The following is an 18,011-nucleotide window of genomic DNA, read 5'->3' on the forward strand; positions in this document are numbered from 1 at the left end:
ATGTCAACTTTTTTTAGCAACCAAGAATTGATTGTTCTTGAAGAAGAGTTTAGAAATACTTCTCAACTGCTATACATGTCAAAAAATGACACAGAAGGATTGGCTAACAGTTTAAAGTCCCTGTCATTGAGAACAGGTTGGGCTATATACCTATGGGATAGTACCAATGGTCTTTCAAACTTAAAGAATAATGAGCCACCTTCGCCCAAAACTAAAGACATCAGCCATGCCATAGAATACGCTTCAAATCGCAAACATTTTTCAGTGTTTGTTTTTCCGGTGATGAATAAAAGTGTATGGTTAGATACAAAATTATATTTATCAAAAATCAAAGCTTTGCCCTCAGAAGTGGTTAAATATTTATTTATTTTACCCAAAGGAGACAGCAGTCAATTTTTTGAAAAACAAGGGAAAAAAGTTGAGTTAAGCTTTGGTCTAGACGGAGAGTATGTCTTAAGGGATGGTCGTTGGGTTAATTCAAATGCCATATCTTGATCACAATATTTTAATCGCGTGTGACAGTAAGAAAGACAGGCTGTCTTTCTTTAATTATTTTGATAACCAACAAGCAAGCCAGATTTTTACTGCTTCAGACATGCAGCAAGTTTTGGAAATACTAGAATCTGAGGAACAAGTACAAGTTTTGGTTATTGAAATTTCTCCTCGATGGCTAAAAGGCAAAGCGCAAATTGAAGCCATTCACGCCAAGCAGTTAGGCATAAAGATTGTTGGCGTTTTTGCAGAAACAATTCAAGTTGACAGTGAAGCTTACCAAACAATTGATGCTTGGATTGACGACAGTTATTTTTCTCCCATTTCTCAGAATGAACTGACTGCAAGGATGGGGTTGGACATAAAAAAAATCAGTCAACATGATGTGGCTCAAGCCAAAATTGTTCAGCTTGATACATTGGTTAATTTACTCTTTCCTGTCAGTGCTTATCCTATGTTCTTATATGATGTTTCTGATGAAACAGTATGTTATGTTAATGAACAAATTTTAACAATGACAGGACTGACGGAAGACAAACTGTTGAACAAAGGATATGAACAGCTGGCTGCATACCCCAATAACATCAGTGCCAATCAAATCAATCGAATTGTTAATGAACGTGGGAGTGCAACCTTAGATTTTGAAGTAAAAACAAGACTTAAAAAACGCAGCAGGTTGTTTGCCAGTTTGAATATGCAATCATTGTATTTAGATGGAAGGCCGTATTATTTGGGTCAATTACAAAATATTTCACAATCAGTTTTTTACAGTCAATTCGTTAAAAAATTAAAGGAATTCCAGTTATTAGACTTCTCTAGTGTACACATCGCTGAAGACATGGCAGATTTGGTTAAGTGGACTGGAGTAAACTTTTTCTTTGCTGTTAAAAAAAGTGCCAACAATTACGATGAGGTTGTTTGGGATTATTCTCAGGACAATATGTGTGAACTTTTTGTCAAAGCAAAACATGAGTTTCTGATCAGAAAACTTCAGGATGCCAACAGCTTAGAAATAGAACATGGTGCACACCGTCAGATTCCAGGTGATGAGTTTGTTAAGTTTTATTCTATAAATAGCCTGATGGTTTATCGTTGTGTGGTTGACAAGGATTCTGACATCATGGTCGTTGCGGGCGGGAATGATTTATTGCTAGACTGGGAGCCAACCACTTTACTGTTCAGTGAATTGTCTGACCACTACGCCAAACATATGGCGTTTACCGCTTTAAAGGCTTCTCATGAGTCAGAAAGTCAATATGACGTTTTGACGGGGTTAATTAACAGGCGATATATAGTAAAAACCATAGAGCAGGTTATGCTTGATCCTAAGTCACAAGAAGATTTTAAGGCGTTGGTATTCTTGGATTTAGACAGGTTTAAAATAATAAATGATTCTTTGGGGCATGATGTTGGTGACAGTGTGCTCATATCAGTCGCTAATGTACTGAAGCGTTTTATCGGCAAGCATGGGGTGGCTGCACGCTATGCGGGTGACGAGTTTCTCATTTGGTTAGATGATGTTGAAGATAAAGAGTCTGTGCAAAAAATTGCCACTCAAGTACTTCAGGCTGTTGCGCATCCAATTGGATTGGATAACGGCAGCGAGTTAAAAATAACTGTTAGCATGGGTATAGCATATTATCCCGAGCATGCTAAATCGGTCGGTCATTTAATTAAGAATGCGGACACAGCACTCTATGATGCCAAACTTAAAGGTAAAAATAGGTTTTCTGAATATACCCCTTCCCAAGAAGGAGAATCTGCCAAGCAACTGGAGGAAATGGAAAAAAACCTTTCGTATGCGATTGATAACAACCAGTTGGATGTCTATTTCCAACCTAAAATTGATGCTGCAACTGAGGATATCATGGGGTTTGAGGCACTGGTTCGATGGGAGCACCCAGAATTAGGGATTATCAGTCCTGGCTTATTCATTCCACTTGCTGAACAGACTGGATTGATCCATAAAATCGGTTATTTGGTTTTGCATAAGTCATGTAAAAGACTGAAGCAATGGCAAGATGAGTTTGGTTTGATGCTGAATATGTCTGTTAATTTATCACCTTTACAGTTGAGTGATAACAAATTAATAGACCGTATAAAACAAGTGATTAAACAATCTGCTATTCACCCAAAATATTTGGATTTTGAAATTACAGAAAGCGAGAAGTTTGAAGATGTGGGTGATGCCTTGAAGATGATGAGAAAAATCGTTGATCTAGGCTGTACTTTATCAATTGACGATTTTGGAACTGGGCATTCAACTTTAGAATACATCAGAAAAATCCCTGCTAAAACTTTAAAGATAGATCAAACTTTTGTCAAAAACATTGGTCTGAGTCCTGATGATGAGGCCATATTAGATGCAACCATTGATATTGCAAAAAGGGTGGGGCATAAAATTGTGGCAGAAGGTGTTGAAACTGAGGAGCAAAGACATTACTTGGCAGCCAAGGGCTGTGAGTATTTTCAAGGGTTTTTGTTTTGTCGCCCATTACCTTCAGCGGACATCAATGAAATATTAAAGCAACGTGCTGTTTTACTTAGTAATGCAGGATAATTTTTGAACCTAAACAAGTTTACCCTGTCAAATACGCAAATTTAATGAATAAACAGCAAACTAACATGACAGAAACCAACTTAGATGTTGCTCTGGTAGCAGAAGCCAAGAAAGGTGAAATGAAAGCATTTGAAATGCTTGTCAATCGATACCAGCAAAGGGTAGCCAATGTGATTGCAAAATTTGTTCGTGATCACCATGAAATTCAAGATGTGGCGCAGGAAGTTTTTATCAAGGTCTTTAGGGCGCTTCCAAATTTTAGGGGTGACAGCTCATTTTACACTTGGATCTACCGCATTGCGGTCAATACAGCAAAAAATCATTTGGTTGCAAAAGGTAGGCGCATTCAAAATGCACCAGTTGAATTTGAAGAGGCTGAAAATTTTTCAAGTAATGAAGATTTCAGGAACTTAGATACACCAGATGCGGTCTATGCACGTGACGAATTGGAAGCAACCATGTCTAAAGCAATTGCAGCTTTACCTGATGACTTAAGAATGGCAATCATCATGCGAGAAGTTGATGGTTTAAGTTATGAACAAATCGCAGAAAAAATGGATTGTCCAATTGGGACAGTTAGGTCGCGCATATTCAGGGCGAGAGATGCTGTTGACCAAGTCCTTAAGCCATTAAAGCTAACAGAAAGTACGAGAACAGTAAGTAAGAGAAAAGCACATGACAAATAAAGCAAGCCAAAACATTTCAGAATTGATGGATGGCGAATTAGAAAAAGATTGCAGCAGGTTTTTATTAAAACGAATGCAATCAGATGAGCAACTCAGTGAGACATGGGATTCTTATCATTTGATGCGCTCTTATTTACATAAAACTGAGCAAGCACCTCTGATGAATGATTTGGGCTCGCAAGTTGTGGCGCAGTTGAATCAAGGGCGTGTTTCAATGGAGTCTAAACCGGAGAGCAGAATAGGTTCATGGCTCAAGCCAATGTTAGGTTCTGCAATAGCTGCATCTGTTGCATGGGTGGCTATTTTAAGTTTCAATACCAATGACACATTGACTGGTGTACAGACTCTTAATGATGTTGCGGTGATTAAAACTGCTGAACAATTAATTATTCCTCCTGCGGCACATACTGCGCGTGTAGAACAAATGCCACGGTACAGTAAATTCCCGTCATTAACACCCAAAGTTCAGCAATACTTAATAGAGCGAAATGGCCAGCAAGTAGAGGTGTTACCTTCATACTATAACACTGAATATATGAAGCAATTGCAGCAACAAATCAAGAACAAGGAAAACGCTAAAACTGCCGAATGATTCGTTTGGCAACCATAACAGCAAAAACCGAAGAAGCCGTCCAACTAAAGGTGGATAAACCCAATAGTTGTGACGGCTGTCAACTTCACTGCGACAAACCACTGTTTGATGTTTTTAAGCTTCACAAAGATCAGTTTTGGCTTAAAAAAGATAATAATGGGGTGTGCATCACCAACCCGGAATTAATTTTTTCAAATGAACGCGCTGTCGGTCAGAAAGTGGGTTTGGAATTGTCAGAGGGTAACCTCTTGAAATCTGCTTTTGTGGTCTATATTTTACCCATGCTGTTGGCTTTAATAACTATGGTGCTGGGACAAGCATTGTTTACTCATAATATGCTGTCAGGTGATTTAGGCGCATTGTTGGGTTTTGTTATTGGCTTGGTTTTGTTTTATTGGTTGATGCATTTTAAAAAACCTCACAAAGACATGCCAAAAGTAACGTTTATATAATCAAACAGCACTTTTATACAATCTAGTAGTCTGACAAGAAAATACTTTAATAATGGAGTTTTAGTGATGAAAAAACATTTGATGATTTGGGTTTTATTGATGCCCATGGTTTTGCACAATGTGCATGCAAAAGAAGGTGGTTTGCCAGATTTTACGTCATTGGTGAAAGACACCAGTTCGGCAGTAGTAAATATTGTTGCACGAGAAAATGCCGATGAGCAAAATAAACCTTTGAGTCAACAAGAAGAACAGTTATATCGTTTCTTTGGTATGCCAGGTCAGCCACAAAATCGAGACCGTGTTTCAGGTGGTTCAGGGTTTATCATTTCAACAGATGGTTATATTTTAACTAACCGACATGTCATACAAGGTGCTGATAAGGTCACCGTTACACTAAAAGACAGGCGTGAATTGGATGCTGAAATTGTTGGAGAAGATGAGGCCAGTGATGTAGCAGTTCTAAAAGTTGATGCCAAGAATTTGCCTATATTAGAGGTGGGTACTGCTGACAAATTACAAATTGGAGAGTGGGTGATGGCGATTGGTTCTCCTTTAAGTTTTGAACACTCGGTTACCAAAGGGATCATTTCCGCTAAAGGGCGTCGAATGGGTAATCAGCAATATGTGCCTTATTTACAGTCTGATGTACCTATTAACAGAGGTAATTCTGGTGGGCCGTTGATAAACATGAGTGGCAAAGTAGTAGGCATCAATACATTAATTGTCTCTAACACTGGCGGGTATATGGGCATATCTTTTTCCATTCCGATTGAAGTGGCGATGAATGTGGCTGATCAATTGAGGTCTCATGGCACAGTCAAGCGGGGTTTATTAGGGGTTGGTATAGAAGATGTGAATCAAGAAATGGCTGATTATTTGGGTATGGCTAAACCCAGTGGTGCTTTAGTCAATAATGTTTCAAAAGACTCTGCTGCTGAAAAGGCGGGTATAGAAGTCGGTGACGTGATTGTTGAGTTCAATAATAAAACCATCATTATGGCCGAATCATTACCACCTGTTGTGGGCATGACCATGCCAGAAACAGGTGTAGAAGTAAAAGTGTTTCGAGATGGTAAGGTCAAAACGTTAAAAGCATCTTTGGACGCATTAGAGCCCGGATTGGTTGCCTCAAATGGTGGCGACGATAAAGCTTATGGTAAGGGGTTAGGGTTCACAGTGGGTTCATTAACAGAACAGTTGCAAGAACGGTCAGGTGAAACTGAGGGTGTTGTGGTCAAATCAGTAGATGAAGCCGTTGTGAGAAGGGCAGGCTTGAGGGTTGGTGACATCATTAAAAAAGTTGGAAAGGTGTCAGTAAGTAACCTCAAAGGTTTCAAAGCAGCAGTGGCTGACTTGGAAGAAGACGAGCCTTTGGTCTTATTAGTGAGACAAGGTGCTGCAAATCGTTTCATTGTGATTGAACGATAAGCCCGCAAGGTATAAAATAAGCGCAAATCCCGTGTTTTACCACGGGATTTGCCGTTTATTGCCACCTGAAAAATTATAAAAACATGAAAAATATCCGAAACTTTTCCATCATTGCCCACATCGACCATGGCAAATCAACATTGGCAGACCGTTTTATACAGGTTTGTGGCGGTTTGTCCGAACGTGAAATGGATGCCCAAGTTTTGGACAGCATGGATATTGAACGTGAACGTGGTATTACCATCAAATCACAAGCAGTGAGTTTAAAGTTTGTCTCTCAATCAGGTGAAGCATACCAATACAATTTAATTGATACACCGGGCCATGTAGATTTTTCTTATGAAGTGTCTCGTTCATTGGCAGCTTGCGAAGGTGCATTGCTGGTTGTGGATGCGGCACAAGGTGTTGAAGCGCAATCAGTGGCTAACTGTTATACAGCGATAGAAATGGGGCTGGAAGTGATTCCTGTTATCAATAAAATTGATTTACCCTCAGCTGATGTAGACCGTGTCAAAAAAGAAATTGAAGATGTGATTGGCATTGATGCCAGTGATGCTTTATTAGTGTCGGCAAAAACCGGGCTGGGAATTGGTGGGGTATTAGAGGCGATAGCTGATTTAATCCCCGCGCCAAAAGGAGATCCAACAGCGCCGTTACAAGCATCAATCATTGACTCTTGGTTTGATAATTATTTGGGTGTTGTGTCCTTGGTTCGCGTATTTAATGGCGAGCTGAATGTCAAAGAAAAAATACAAATCATGTCACTCAAATCTGAGCAAGTGGTTGAAGGTCTGGGGCATTTTACACCCAAAAGAACACCTGGAAAAATATTGAAATGTGGTGAAGTGGGCTATGTGACTGCATCGATAAAGAATGTTCATGGCGCGCCGGTTGGCGATACCATAACGTTGACTAAACGACCAGCTGAGGCACCGCTGCCAGGGTTTATGGAATCTCAGCCAAGAGTGTTTGCAGGTTTGTTCCCAACCTCTGCTGAAGATTATCAAGATTTGAGAGAGGCGTTAGAAAAGTTGCGTTTAAATGATGCTTCCTTAGCGTTTGAGCCGGAGTCATCAACTGCGTTGGGTTTTGGCTACCGTTGTGGCTTCTTAGGCATGTTACACATGGAAGTCATCCAAGAGCGTATTGAGCGTGAATTTGATATTGATTTGGTAACCACTGCACCCACAGTTGTCTATGAACTTTTAGACAAGAACGGCGATGTGGTGATGTTGGATAATCCAGCAGATTTGCCTGTCATGTTTCAAGAAATTCGTGAGCCCATCATTACAGCCAATATTTTGTTGCCGCAAGATCATGTGGGTTCTGTGATCAGTTTGTGTATTGAAAAGCGAGGTATTCAGAAGAACATGCAGTATTTGGGTAATCAAGTGCAGCTCACTTTTGATATGCCATTGAGTGAAGTGGTTTTAGACTTTTTTGACCGATTGAAGTCGGTCAGTAGAGGTTATGCTTCATTTGAGTATGAATTCAGTCATTATGAACCCGGTCCATTCATCAGATTGGATGTGTTAATCAATGGTGATCGAGTGGATGCTTTATCTATATTAACCCACAAAGAAAATGCTCAAAGAAGAGGCCGTGATTTAACTGAGCGATTAAAAGAGTTGATACCAAGACAAATGTTTGATGTGGCCATTCAAGCTGCTATTGGGTCTCAAATTATTGCACGTACTACGGTTAAAGCGTTGCGTAAAAATGTGACGGCAAAGTGTTACGGTGGTGATGCAACACGTAAGAAAAAATTATTAGAAAAACAAAAGAAAGGCAAGAAAAGAATGAAACAAATTGGCCGAGTTGAAGTGCCTCAAGAAGCCTTTTTGGCTGTTCTGAAAGTAGATTAAGGGAATAAAAATGAACGAAATACATTTTGATATTGAAGCTTTTTTAGCTATTGCCAGTGCGATTACATTCGTTGGATGGATTATTGCAAAACTAAAATTTAAAGGTGATGCAGAAGCGCCTGAAGGATTTGTTGGTGCATTAATTGGTTTTGGATATTCTTTTTTTCCAGTTTTTATTTTCGTGCTGGTTATCAGAACTTTTGTTTTTGAGCCCTTTAGAATACCTTCTTCTTCTATGATGCCAACCTTATTAACAGGCGATTTTATTTACGTTAATAAGTTTTCATATGGGCTGAAAATGCCAGTAACTCATGGTACCTTGATTGAAACAGGTCACCCAGAAAGGGGGGATGTAGTCGTGTTTAGATACCCGTTAGATCAAAGTAAAGACTATATCAAACGAGTTATTGCTATCCCTGGTGATACAGTATTTTATGATCGCCGGACTAAAAATGTATTTTTAAACGGTGAAATAGTGCCTCAGGAAGCAATGGGATCCTATGACGGTTTTCATGACGATATTTCACCACAAGGCTTGAACTTGAAAAAGGAAGCTTTGGGCGAAGGCAGAGAGCCTCATTTGATGTTAACCCACAACGGTTATGATAACTTATTTAAAAACACTAAGATGACTGTACCTGAGGGTCATTATTTTGTTATGGGTGATAATCGAGACCATTCAGCTGATTCTCGGGTGTGGGGCTTGGTACCAGAAAGGAACCTGGTGGGCGAAGCCAAATTTATTTGGATGCACTGGAGAATTCCACACTTTTTTGAAGGATTGAAGCGAATAGGCAGTAAAATCAAATAATGCTTTCAATAATTGGCTCGAAGATTAATTGACAAATGATTGAAATCTCATGATAATTATTCACTGATTAAATAGAATTAAAACATTAAAATGATGAAATCTTTAAAAAAAATACAAGGCTTAACTTTATTTGGCTTTATTTTTGTACTGGGTGTTCTTGGCTTCTTTGCATTTGCTGGTATGCAAATTGGGCCAGTGTATATGGACCACATGTCTGTAGTACAAGCAATGGAAACTGCAGCGGCAGAATCCTCACCCAATGATTCTCCTGGTAAAATCAAAGATCGAATTAGTAAATTGCTGTATATCAGTTATGTAGACCAGGTTTCGGCTAAAGACTTTAAAGTGGTTCGAGGTAATGGTCGAGAGTTACAAGTTAAATACACTGTTGAAAAAGACTTTTTGTTTAACTTGGGTTTTATCATGAAATTTGAAGAGCGCGTTTCGCTCTAAATTATTTTGAATATACTGGGACAACCCATCACATGGAATGATGAAGGCCTGTTGTCCCAGGCACTGACTCACCGCAGTGTAGGGAAAAATAACAATGAGCGCCTGGAATTCTTAGGTGACTCTGTTCTTTCTTTAGTTATATCGACACACCTGTACAATGAATACCCTCAACTTTCTGAAGGTGAACTTTCTCGATTACGATCTCAACTGGTCAAAGGCAAAACTTTAGCCGAAGTCGCACGCCATTATGAACTCGGTTCTAAGATTAAATTAGGCCAAGGTGAGATAAAGTCGGGTGGTGTCAACAAAAGTTCTGTATTGGCTGATGCTGTTGAAGCTGTGTTTGGTGCTGTTTTGTTAGACAAGGGTTATTCAAAAGCACAGGCTTTTGTTGCAGAAGTCATGCAGCCATGGCTGGTTAAAATTGATCCCTCTGTGATTAAAAAAGATCCCAAGTCACACTTACAGGAAGTCCTGCAAAAGCAAGGTTTGGCATTGCCTGTTTATAAAACGATTAAGGAAGAAGAAGTGAAGGATAATATCGAGTTCACAGTGAGTTGTCAGGTGGAAGAAAAAAAGTTGTTGGTTCAATCAAAGGCCAGTTCCAGGAAAAAAGCCGAGCAAGCCTGTGCGGAAAAATTAGTGGTGTTGTTAGATGAATAAAAATTATAAAGCAGGTTATGTTGCCGTGATTGGCCGTCCTAATGTAGGAAAATCTACTTTAATCAATCAAGTCTTACAACAAAAGCTGTCGATTGTTTCTCATAAACCACAAACCACAAGACATCAAATCTTGGCTATTCACAGCACCAAAGACAGCCAAATGGTCTTTATTGACACGCCAGGTATTCATAACCAAAAAGGCACGGCATTAAACAAGCACCTTAATCAAACGGCGCAATCTTCATCGTTTGGTGTGGATGTGGTTCTTTTTCTGGTTGAAGCCATGAAATGGAATGATGAAGACAAAAGGGCAGCCAAAGTGGTTCAGCAGTCTTCTGCTAAGAAAATCCTGGTTATCAATAAAGTTGATAAGGTCAAGAATAAGGAACAAATGATTCCTTTTGTTGAACAAATAGTTAATGAATTTCAATTTGATTCCATTCATTACATCAGTGCATTAAAAAATAAACAGGTCAATCCTTTGTTAGATGTGGTAAACAGTCACTTGCCTGTCAGTGAACCCTTATTTGATGATGAGCAGATTTCTGATCGTTCTACTCGATTCTTTATTTCAGAATTAATTCGAGAGCAAATGATGGAGCGATTTCATCAAGAATTGCCCTACAGTGTGACTGTTGGGGTAGAGCAGTATGAAATTAAAGGACCAGTGCATCATATACACGCTGTGATATGGGTGGAAAGAAACAACCAAAAGCGCATCATCATCGGTAAGCAAGGTGATGCCATCAAGCAAATAGGTATCAATGCGAGGCATGAAATTGAAGCCTTTATTGAAGCCAAAGTGAATTTGAAACTGTGGGTCAAAGTAAAATCTTCATGGACTGATGACATTCGCGCCATTGAAGCCCTGGGTTATACTGACGATTTTGCTGGCTGATGCATGCTGATTCGGCATACCTTTTACACCGCAAAGCATTCAGTGACAGCAGTGAGATTCTTTATTATTTAACAGATTCTGATGGCCTGCTACATGTTTTGGCCAAAGGCAGTAAAAAAAATAAATCTCAGTTCAAAGGCCAGCTTCAACCATTCTTACCTACTTGTATTTCTTGGCAGGGTCGTTCAAGTCTGAAGACATTAACACAAGCTGAGCAAACGGGCGTTTTTACATCGGTATCTTACCCCTATCACGTGTCAATGTTGTACCTCAACGAATTGGTGATGCTTTTACGTATTGATGAATCCTTGTTTCAAGATGTATATCTACATTACCGGGATGCACTCAATGCACTGCTTAATGAATCTGATATCAGTCACACTTTACGTCAATTTGAATGGCGATTGTGTTGTTTGATTGGTTATGAACTGGATTTACCACAAAATGTATCAGAAGAGACGTTCATTACATTTGAGTCACAAAATGGCCTGATTGAAGACCATCAATGGCGAAGGTGTAAAGCCAGTGAATTTGCACAGTTTATTGAAAATAAAACCTATAATCAAAAGGCCGTCAATTGGCTGATGCGGCAATTAATCCACCACATCACCCAGGGAAAGCCAATAAAAAGCAGGGAGCTTTGGTAAGTTTATTGTGATTTAAGCATCAGTGGATTAACCAACTCGGTTTTTAAGTCCAGTTGGCGTAAAGCTTGAAACAACTTTTTCTTGGTGGCTGCGTTGTCAGGTTTCTTAGCAAAATTACGTACCAACTGCCTGATTGCCCCCACCTCATCATGATCAAATTGTTGATAAAGGGCGTCAAACAAAGGTGTGGCATTTTCTAAAAAATGTTCAATCCATAGGTTGATTACTTGGTCACGGACCTGATAGTTGGCGTTTTGATTTTCTATCGCTTCAATGTCTGCTTGAATCTTTTCATAATCATGTTTCAGTAACACCTTGCCCATATACTGAAAATGGCGCTTTCTGGCTATGTGGCTTGTGATGCGTTTGCTTTCTTCAATTGCAGCAAGTAACACTTCAGGCAAATTTAATTTGGCACGACGGGTTTTTGGCATTTCTGACAATTCTTTGGCCAAATCTTGTAAACTATGAGCCAGTTTTTTAAGTTGGGTTTTGCTGAGGTATTCGATGTCCTCGTCCTCTTCAAATCCTTTGTTTTTATCTACCATGGGTTGATCTCAATATGTCTCAAACCGATATTGTCACAAAAGTTCTCGAAACAGTAAAGCGCAAAGGTGCATCAGATGCCGAATTGGTGTATTCAGAAGGTGAAGGTGTTTCTGTCAGTTGCCGTGGAAATGAAGTTGACACGATAGAAAACAACCAAGATAAGTCCTTAATTGTTACAGTTTATAAAGGTCAGGCCAAAGGGTCGGCGTCTACTGCCGTGGTAGATGATGAAAGTATTGCTTTGACCATAGAAAAAGCTTTGGCCATAGCTGATTTGACTGAAGCGGATGAGGCGGCAGGCCTAGCGGATAAAGAATTGTTGGCCACTGACTTTAAAGATTTACAGCTGCATTTTGAACAAAATGAATCAGTAGATGAGTTGATTGAGCGGGCTTTGACTGCCAGCCAAGGTGCGATGGATTATGCTCAATCTCAAAACAAAGATTTGGTCGTTGATGAATCCAATGTGGAATTGGGTTCAGGTTACTCCATTTATGCCAACTCCAAAGGCTTCTTTGGAGAAAAGCGAGGCAGTAATGCCGCGGCCAGTGTGGTAGCCATAGCCGAGGCCGATGGTGTGATGGAGCGAGAGTATTGGTGGGATGCCACTCGCGACATCAAAAAAATGCAATCAGCGGCATCCATTGGTCAGATGGCTGCAGAACGCACTTTATCACGGGCCGGAGGCCGTAAAGTTAAGTCGGGTAAAGTGCCTGTATTATTTGATCCTTCATCAGCAAAATCCTTATTAGGACATATGTTGGAGGCCATCAGTGGCAGTTCTTTGTACCAAGAAGCCAGTTTTTTGAAAAATGACCTGGGTGAACAAATTTTCCCAGAGTGGTTTCAATTAGCAGAAGACCCATTCAAGTTGTCTGGTTTTGCTAGCCGAAACTTTGATGCCAATGGCGTCAAGACTCGGGCACGGAACATCATTGATAACGGGGTGTTGAGCGGCTTTTTATTGTCGGTTTATTCTGCTCGCCGATTGGGCTTGGAAACCACGGGTAATGCCGGTGGTGCGCACAACCTCAACGTATCTGCCAGTCCCAATGTGGATGCAGATTTAATTAAAACAATGGGCAAAGGCTTGTACGTCACTTCATTAATGGGGCAGGGTGTGAACACCGTAACAGGTGATTATTCCCGTGGCGCCTCTGGATTTTGGGTCGAAAATGGTGAAGTCCAATTCCCAGTGAATGAATTGACCATTGCTGGTCATTTGAAAGACATGTACAAAGGCCTGGTAGCTGTCGGCAAAGATGTCGATGCACGCAGCAAAACCTCAACCGGTTCATGGTTGATTGAAGAAATGACTTTGGCGGGTGATTGATTGTTGTGGGATCTGTTTTTGAATTCAAATCGTGGCAATTTGACCCAGTAAATGGTCAGCTTGACCTGTTTTACATAGACTCAAAATACGGTGACTTTTGTGAGCGCTTTCTCTTTCCAGTGTTTGAAGGTGAAGTGTTAGTTGAACAGTATGCAAAGCGCAAAGTTGTTATCGATCAAGCCATTGAGCAATTGTTCTGGATGGTTGGCGTCAGTTACTACAAAACACAGCTGGCTGAAAGTCTGGTCTTTCAAGGCAATAAACCCGCTCCAGACCAAGCCCAGTGGTTAACCCAAACTTGGCAGTCAGGCTTGGCGGAGTTGGCACATCAAAATGATTTACCTTGGTTGTCGCACATTGTATTTCCTAGTGACAGTTCAGCGGCTGAATTAATTGCACCTCAAACACTTCAGTCATTGTCACTCAGGCCACGTTCTTTGGTCGCCATTGGTGGTGGTAAAGACTCATTGGTCAGTATAGAGTTTTTAAAGCGTCAAAAAGAAGACCTGTGTTTGTTTATGGTGGGTAATTCTGAATTTATTCAAGAGGTCGCAGCACAAACAGGTTGTGAGCTGTTACAAGTCAAAAGACAAGTCGATACAGCCTTAAAAATTTCGAATGATGCCGGCGCTTATAACGGCCACATTCCAATAACAGCCATCAATTCATGTGTCGCTGCAGTGGCTGCCTTACTCTACGATTTTGATGCCATTGTTTTTTCTAATGAACGTTCGGCTGATGTGGGTAATGTGCAAATTGAATCAGGCCAGTGGGTTAACCACCAGTATTCCAAGTCCTTTGAATTTGAGCAAGCTTTTCAAGAGCTGATTAAAAATCATTTAACTAAAAATTTGTCTTACTTTTCATTACTCAGACCATTTTCTGAACTGGCCATAGTGAAACAATTTGCCAAATTGACACAATACTTCCCCCATTTTTCCAGTTGTAACCGCAATTTTCATCTGGCGGGCAGTCAAAACCAATTGGGCCATTGGTGTGGTCAATGTCCAAAATGTGCTTTTGTTTTTTTGGTATTGGCACCCTTTATTCCACGAGCAACGCTTGAAGGTATTTTTGGAAAGAATTTATTGTCAGACAAGGGCTTATTGCCTTTGTATCAGGAGTTGTTAGGCTTGGAGGGCATCAAACCATTTGAATGTGTTGGCGAGGTGGAAGAGTCGCAATGGGCTTTTAATCAATTGATCGCAGACCCAGAATGGTCAGGTTTAGAAGTGCTTGAAATATTAGCAAAACACATTGTGCACTCCGAAATAGACGATATCAAGTTATTGTTTGAGCACTCAAACAAGCACCAAATTCCTGAAAAAAGGTGTTTCCAAAACATATTTGATGAATTCGTTGCGTCATGAAGTTGGTTGATTTGGAAAACAAAAAAGTGGCACTTTGGGGCTTTGGTATGGAAGGTAAGGCCAGTTTGGCTTATTTGCAAAAGCGGCTGCCAGATTTGTCTTTGACCATTTTGTGCCCTCAAAGTGAAGCGGGTCTATCTGGAGTGAAGTTCAATCATGACGAAATCACGGCTGATTTATTGTCACGATTTGATGTTGTGGTCAAATCTCCTGGTATTTCACCCTACCAAGATTGTGTTGAAAACAGTACGGCTCAATTCACCAGTGCCACCGCTTTGTGGTTTGCCAATGAACGAAGAGCCACAGGTGCCCAAATCATTGCTGTCACTGGCACAAAAGGCAAAAGCACCACCGCTGCGATGTTGACACATGTGTTGACTGGTATGGGGTTCAATGCGGTATTGGCAGGCAATTTTGGTGTACCATTATTGGAACAAACCACACTGTGCGATTATGTGGTTTTAGAAACCTCCAGTTATCAAGCATACGATGGTGAGATAACAGCTGATGTGGGGTTGTTACTGAACTTATACAGTGAACATTTGGATTGGCATGGTTCAGAGTCACAATACCACAAAGATAAGTGCCGAGTCATAGCCAGTGCCCAGCAAGTCGTGCTGAATGCCAAAGATGAAAAAACCCTAAAAAGTCAAATAGCAACGCATCACAATCAGGTCAGTTATTTCGCTTCAGAACAAAGTTTTTATGTGCTGAATAACAGTTTAATGTATCAAGATAAGGCATTGTTTAGTTTACATGCTTGGTCGCTCAAAGGGCGTCACAATTTGCTCAATGCCGCTGCGGTTTGCCAAGTGGTCAGTGTTTTGGGTTTGAACATAATGGCCTGTATCAACCATATCAAAACATTCAAGTCATTACCACATAGGCTGCAGCTAGTGGGTTTATTCAATGGTGTAATCGCAGTTAACGACAGCATTTCATCAACACCCCAGTCAACTATGGCTGCATTGGATACAGTGAAATGGGATAAAACCATATTGTTGGTGGGTGGTTTTGATCGTGGGTTAGACTGGCAGTGTTTTGTCGATTTCTTGGTGCAACAAACTGAATCGTTAAAACAAGTGGTTTGTAGTGGGCAAAACGGTGAAAAAATTTATAAGTTGGTTCAACAAGCAATCCCACAACAACAAGTCGCTCTTGAACTGTCACTTGATAAGGCGGTTGAAGTGGCTTGTAAACGGGCGGAAGTGGGCGATACCATATTGCTGTCACCTGGCGCGCCAAGCTTTGATGCATTTGCTAATTACCAGCAAAGAGGAGTACAATTTGAGGCATGGATAAAACAGTATTTTATGTGTTGATTTTATGGTTTGCTAGCAGCCAACTCATGGCTCAAACAGCAGCGCCAGACATGTCTGATTCTCAGCCAACCATCCCTCAAGTCTTGTTGGATAAAGTGGCTGAAGGTGACGGGGAATCGGCGTATTTTATAGCCACTGCCTTTGCTAAAGGAGAAGGTGCTTTTGAAGTTGACTTGGAAAAAGCAAAAGAGTGGTTCAAGAAAGCCGCAGAGTTAAATAATGTTCATGGCATGTTTGAATTGGCCATGTTGTTGTTTTTTGATAAGGATTATCAATCTGCACAGCTTTGGTTTGAGAAGGCTGCTGAAATGGGTCATGGTGAATCGTTTTATCGATTGGGAATTTATCACATTTATGGGCTGAGTGACTTGAATCAATCTTGTGAAGCGGCTTATCAACAATTTGAATCAGCCCAAAGCAGAAAAATTCAGGTGGCATTCAATGACCATGCCTGGATGCTGGCTACCATGCCAGAAAAGCAATGCAGAAATGGAGAAAAAGCTTGGCGAATTTATTCTGAATTAGAGCGATCTTATGGACCAGGTGGCATGATGCCACTGTCTTTTTTAGATACAAAAGCGGCTGTGTTGGCGGAAATATCAGAGTTTAATGAAGCCATTAAATTACAAACATATGTGGTTGAAGAGTTTTGTGGTGTGTATTTGAAAGACAGTAAAAATATTCAAGAGTGGATGCAGTTGGCATCTAATCAAACACCAGAGTTTTGTGCTGAAGGTGTTTTGCGATTACAAGCATATATCAATAGAAAGCCTTGGCGAGAAGCGCCTCAAGGTGATTATGAAGCGGTGAGCGAGGAGTAAAGTCATGAGTCATGAGTTGACGCCAAAGCAGCATTTTGAGCAAGAACTGGGTGTGATCAGTTTTATTGACCTTCAAAAATTTTTTGCTAAGGGCATTGTGTTGATCGCTGCAGAATCAATGGATGTGATAGAAACAGCACTTGCCATTAATGAAGACGATGCTGAAAAAGTACAAGCATGGGTGAATTGTGGTCACTTAATCAGGGCCAATGATGATCACGCACGGGCTTGGTTGGCTGAAGAGTCTGTTTTTAAAGCTGTGACAGTGGCACCTTGGGTGTTGGTACAAGAAGTCACAGTTTCTGAAGCAGATTTATTAAATTACAAAAAGGAGACGAAATGATGGACATGTTGTTGGCCGGTATAGTTGGCTTTGCTATTGGGGGTGTTGTGATGTTTTTTATTATGCACAACAACCAATCGTCAAAAAAAGACAGTGAAGTAGAGCAAAAGCTCAATGATTATCAGAACAATGTTGAGCAACACTTTGCCAAAACGGCAGATTTAATTGATCATTTAACAGACAGTTATAAAGAGGTGTTTGAACACCTGTCAGACTCTGCTAAAGAGTTGTTGACTGAAGAGCAAATACAAAGGCAGTTGATGAACCGCAAAGACCGTGAAGTCACTTTAAGCTATTTGACTCAAAATGATGTTGACGAGGAAACAGATAAAACCCAGCCGACTAATCCAAATCCTTGGGCCGGCTGAGTCACAGAAAATAACCAAAAGCCCAACTGGGCTTTTGGTGTCTCTATTATTTTAACAGAATGTCTTTGCGGTTTTTTTCAACCGTTTTTAAACCAATGCCTTTGACTTCAGTTAATGATTCTACTGTTTTGAAGTTGCCATTGGCTTTTCTGAACTCTACTATTGCTTGGGCTTTTTTTAAGCCAATGCCTTTAAGTTCTTCTGCTATCTTTTCGGCAGGTGCGGTGTTGACATTGACTGCAGCTAAAGCGGTTTGTGCGATTAAAGTGCCAGCGATGATTAAGCTTTTTAAAATGTTCATGTTTTTCTCCATTTATTAAATAATTGATAATGTGTTAATCGAATGTTGTTTCGATGG

Annotated in this window: 20 protein-coding genes; 18 read left to right on the forward strand and 2 right to left on the reverse strand. The window is 40.4% G+C overall.

The genetic code is table 11. From position 1 onward, the window contains the following. From FET73_RS07275 to recO, 12 genes are all read left to right on the forward strand, one after another. On the forward strand, positions 1 to 495 hold the full coding sequence (locus FET73_RS07275) for a hypothetical protein (RefSeq protein ID WP_154223285.1): 495 nt from the start codon (positions 1 to 3) through the stop codon (positions 493 to 495). After that, positions 482 to 3,052 carry an EAL domain-containing protein gene (locus FET73_RS07280; protein WP_179952163.1) on the forward strand — a complete coding sequence of 857 codons (2,571 nt, stop codon included), beginning with the start codon at positions 482 to 484 and terminating at the stop codon, positions 3,050 to 3,052. Before FET73_RS07275 ends, FET73_RS07280 begins: the two co-directional genes overlap by 14 nt. Positions 3,053 to 3,096: 44 nt before the next feature. Further along, positions 3,097 to 3,738, forward strand: coding sequence for an RNA polymerase sigma factor RpoE (gene rpoE / locus FET73_RS07285; protein ID WP_425481528.1), 642 nt, complete (start codon positions 3,097 to 3,099; stop codon positions 3,736 to 3,738). Further along, positions 3,728 to 4,330: a sigma-E factor negative regulatory protein gene (locus FET73_RS07290; RefSeq protein WP_154223288.1), complete on the forward strand. Its 603-nt coding sequence runs from the start codon at positions 3,728 to 3,730 to the stop codon at positions 4,328 to 4,330. Before rpoE ends, FET73_RS07290 begins: the two co-directional genes overlap by 11 nt. After that, a complete protein-coding gene (locus FET73_RS07295; RefSeq protein WP_154223289.1) occupies positions 4,327 to 4,782 on the forward strand; it encodes a SoxR reducing system RseC family protein in 456 nt (151 codons plus the stop codon). Before FET73_RS07290 ends, FET73_RS07295 begins: the two co-directional genes overlap by 4 nt. A 66-nt stretch (positions 4,783 to 4,848) precedes the next feature. Beyond that, positions 4,849 to 6,210: a Do family serine endopeptidase gene (locus tag FET73_RS07300; RefSeq protein WP_154223290.1), complete on the forward strand. Its 1,362-nt coding sequence runs from the start codon at positions 4,849 to 4,851 to the stop codon at positions 6,208 to 6,210. An 83-nt stretch (positions 6,211 to 6,293) separates the two neighbouring features. Beyond that, positions 6,294 to 8,075 (forward strand): translation elongation factor 4, encoded by a 1,782-nt coding sequence (lepA, locus tag FET73_RS07305; RefSeq protein WP_154223291.1) that lies wholly within the window; start codon positions 6,294 to 6,296, stop codon positions 8,073 to 8,075. A 10-nt stretch (positions 8,076 to 8,085) separates the two neighbouring features. Further along, positions 8,086 to 8,886, forward strand: coding sequence for a signal peptidase I (gene lepB, locus FET73_RS07310; RefSeq protein ID WP_154223292.1), 801 nt, complete (start codon positions 8,086 to 8,088; stop codon positions 8,884 to 8,886). Positions 8,887 to 8,979: 93 nt separating this feature from the next. Continuing rightward, positions 8,980 to 9,339, forward strand: a complete 360-nt coding sequence (locus tag FET73_RS07315; RefSeq protein WP_179952164.1) for a DUF4845 domain-containing protein — start codon at positions 8,980 to 8,982, stop codon at positions 9,337 to 9,339. Between the two features lie 6 nt (positions 9,340 to 9,345). Next, positions 9,346 to 10,002, forward strand: coding sequence for a ribonuclease III (rnc, locus tag FET73_RS07320; protein WP_154223294.1), 657 nt, complete (start codon positions 9,346 to 9,348; stop codon positions 10,000 to 10,002). Further along, the gene (gene era, locus FET73_RS07325; RefSeq protein ID WP_154223295.1) at positions 9,995 to 10,900 is read left to right on the forward strand and encodes a GTPase Era; all 906 of its coding nucleotides are present in this window, start codon (positions 9,995 to 9,997) and stop codon (positions 10,898 to 10,900) included. Before rnc ends, era begins: the two co-directional genes overlap by 8 nt. After that, positions 10,900 to 11,547 carry a DNA repair protein RecO gene (gene recO / locus FET73_RS07330; RefSeq protein ID WP_154223296.1) on the forward strand — a complete coding sequence of 216 codons (648 nt, stop codon included), beginning with the start codon at positions 10,900 to 10,902 and terminating at the stop codon, positions 11,545 to 11,547. The genes era and recO overlap by 1 nt, the downstream gene beginning before the upstream one ends. A gap of 2 nt (positions 11,548 to 11,549) precedes the next feature. On the opposite strand, the gene yjgA is transcribed toward recO, so the two are convergent. After that, positions 11,550 to 12,095: a ribosome biogenesis factor YjgA gene (yjgA, locus tag FET73_RS07335; protein WP_154223297.1), complete on the reverse strand. Its 546-nt coding sequence runs from the start codon at positions 12,093 to 12,095 to the stop codon at positions 11,550 to 11,552. A 14-nt stretch (positions 12,096 to 12,109) separates the two neighbouring features. Here yjgA and FET73_RS07340 point away from each other — a divergent pair, with 14 nt between their 5' ends. From FET73_RS07340 to FET73_RS07365, 6 genes are read left to right on the forward strand one after another with little or no spacing between them, the layout of a single operon-like run. Continuing rightward, a complete protein-coding gene (locus FET73_RS07340; protein ID WP_154223298.1) occupies positions 12,110 to 13,429 on the forward strand; it encodes a metallopeptidase TldD-related protein in 1,320 nt (439 codons plus the stop codon). A 5-nt stretch (positions 13,430 to 13,434) separates the two neighbouring features. Beyond that, positions 13,435 to 14,799: a MurL-like N-terminal domain-containing gene (locus FET73_RS07345; RefSeq protein ID WP_154223299.1), complete on the forward strand. Its 1,365-nt coding sequence runs from the start codon at positions 13,435 to 13,437 to the stop codon at positions 14,797 to 14,799. Beyond that, the gene (murD, locus tag FET73_RS07350) at positions 14,796 to 16,121 is read left to right on the forward strand and encodes a UDP-N-acetylmuramoyl-L-alanine--D-glutamate ligase (protein ID WP_154223300.1); all 1,326 of its coding nucleotides are present in this window, start codon (positions 14,796 to 14,798) and stop codon (positions 16,119 to 16,121) included. Before FET73_RS07345 ends, murD begins: the two co-directional genes overlap by 4 nt. Continuing rightward, complete coding sequence (locus tag FET73_RS07355) at positions 16,094 to 16,942, forward strand: tetratricopeptide repeat protein (RefSeq protein WP_154223301.1); 849 nt, start codon at positions 16,094 to 16,096, stop codon at positions 16,940 to 16,942. The genes murD and FET73_RS07355 overlap by 28 nt, the downstream gene beginning before the upstream one ends. Before the next feature lie 4 nt (positions 16,943 to 16,946). Further along, a complete protein-coding gene (locus tag FET73_RS07360) occupies positions 16,947 to 17,285 on the forward strand; it encodes a DUF2288 family protein (RefSeq protein ID WP_154223302.1) in 339 nt (112 codons plus the stop codon). Then, positions 17,282 to 17,653: a Z-ring associated ZapG family protein gene (locus FET73_RS07365; RefSeq protein WP_154223303.1), complete on the forward strand. Its 372-nt coding sequence runs from the start codon at positions 17,282 to 17,284 to the stop codon at positions 17,651 to 17,653. The genes FET73_RS07360 and FET73_RS07365 overlap by 4 nt, the downstream gene beginning before the upstream one ends. A gap of 46 nt (positions 17,654 to 17,699) precedes the next feature. Here the strand turns inward: FET73_RS07365 and FET73_RS07370 are convergent, their stop codons facing one another. Next, positions 17,700 to 17,954 carry a helix-hairpin-helix domain-containing protein gene (locus FET73_RS07370; RefSeq protein WP_154223304.1) on the reverse strand — a complete coding sequence of 85 codons (255 nt, stop codon included), beginning with the start codon at positions 17,952 to 17,954 and terminating at the stop codon, positions 17,700 to 17,702. Positions 17,955 to 18,011: the final 57 nt, after the last annotated feature.

Origin of the sequence: Marinicella rhabdoformis (assembly GCF_009671245.1) — a bacterium.
GTDB lineage: Bacteria > Pseudomonadota > Gammaproteobacteria > Xanthomonadales > Marinicellaceae > Marinicella > Marinicella rhabdoformis.

Coding starts and splice junctions, on each gene's coding strand:
- era (WP_154223295.1), top strand. CDS start 9,995: ATGAATAAAAATTATAAAGCAGGTTATGTTGCCGTGATTGGCCGTCCT.
- FET73_RS07275 (WP_154223285.1), top strand. CDS start 1: ATGTCAACTTTTTTTAGCAACCAAGAATTGATTGTTCTTGAAGAAGAG.
- rpoE (WP_425481528.1), top strand. CDS start 3,097: ATGAATAAACAGCAAACTAACATGACAGAAACCAACTTAGATGTTGCT.
- recO (WP_154223296.1), top strand. CDS start 10,900: ATGCATGCTGATTCGGCATACCTTTTACACCGCAAAGCATTCAGTGAC.
- FET73_RS07355 (WP_154223301.1), top strand. CDS start 16,094: ATGGATAAAACAGTATTTTATGTGTTGATTTTATGGTTTGCTAGCAGC.
- FET73_RS07300 (WP_154223290.1), top strand. CDS start 4,849: ATGAAAAAACATTTGATGATTTGGGTTTTATTGATGCCCATGGTTTTG.
- yjgA (WP_154223297.1), bottom strand. CDS start 12,095: ATGGTAGATAAAAACAAAGGATTTGAAGAGGACGAGGACATCGAATAC.
- murD (WP_154223300.1), top strand. CDS start 14,796: ATGAAGTTGGTTGATTTGGAAAACAAAAAAGTGGCACTTTGGGGCTTT.
- FET73_RS07290 (WP_154223288.1), top strand. CDS start 3,728: ATGACAAATAAAGCAAGCCAAAACATTTCAGAATTGATGGATGGCGAA.
- FET73_RS07315 (WP_179952164.1), top strand. CDS start 8,980: ATGAAATCTTTAAAAAAAATACAAGGCTTAACTTTATTTGGCTTTATT.
- lepB (WP_154223292.1), top strand. CDS start 8,086: ATGAACGAAATACATTTTGATATTGAAGCTTTTTTAGCTATTGCCAGT.
- FET73_RS07280 (WP_179952163.1), top strand. CDS start 482: ATGCCATATCTTGATCACAATATTTTAATCGCGTGTGACAGTAAGAAA.
- FET73_RS07360 (WP_154223302.1), top strand. CDS start 16,947: ATGAGTCATGAGTTGACGCCAAAGCAGCATTTTGAGCAAGAACTGGGT.
- FET73_RS07365 (WP_154223303.1), top strand. CDS start 17,282: ATGATGGACATGTTGTTGGCCGGTATAGTTGGCTTTGCTATTGGGGGT.
- lepA (WP_154223291.1), top strand. CDS start 6,294: ATGAAAAATATCCGAAACTTTTCCATCATTGCCCACATCGACCATGGC.
- FET73_RS07370 (WP_154223304.1), bottom strand. CDS start 17,954: ATGAACATTTTAAAAAGCTTAATCATCGCTGGCACTTTAATCGCACAA.
- FET73_RS07340 (WP_154223298.1), top strand. CDS start 12,110: ATGTCTCAAACCGATATTGTCACAAAAGTTCTCGAAACAGTAAAGCGC.
- FET73_RS07295 (WP_154223289.1), top strand. CDS start 4,327: ATGATTCGTTTGGCAACCATAACAGCAAAAACCGAAGAAGCCGTCCAA.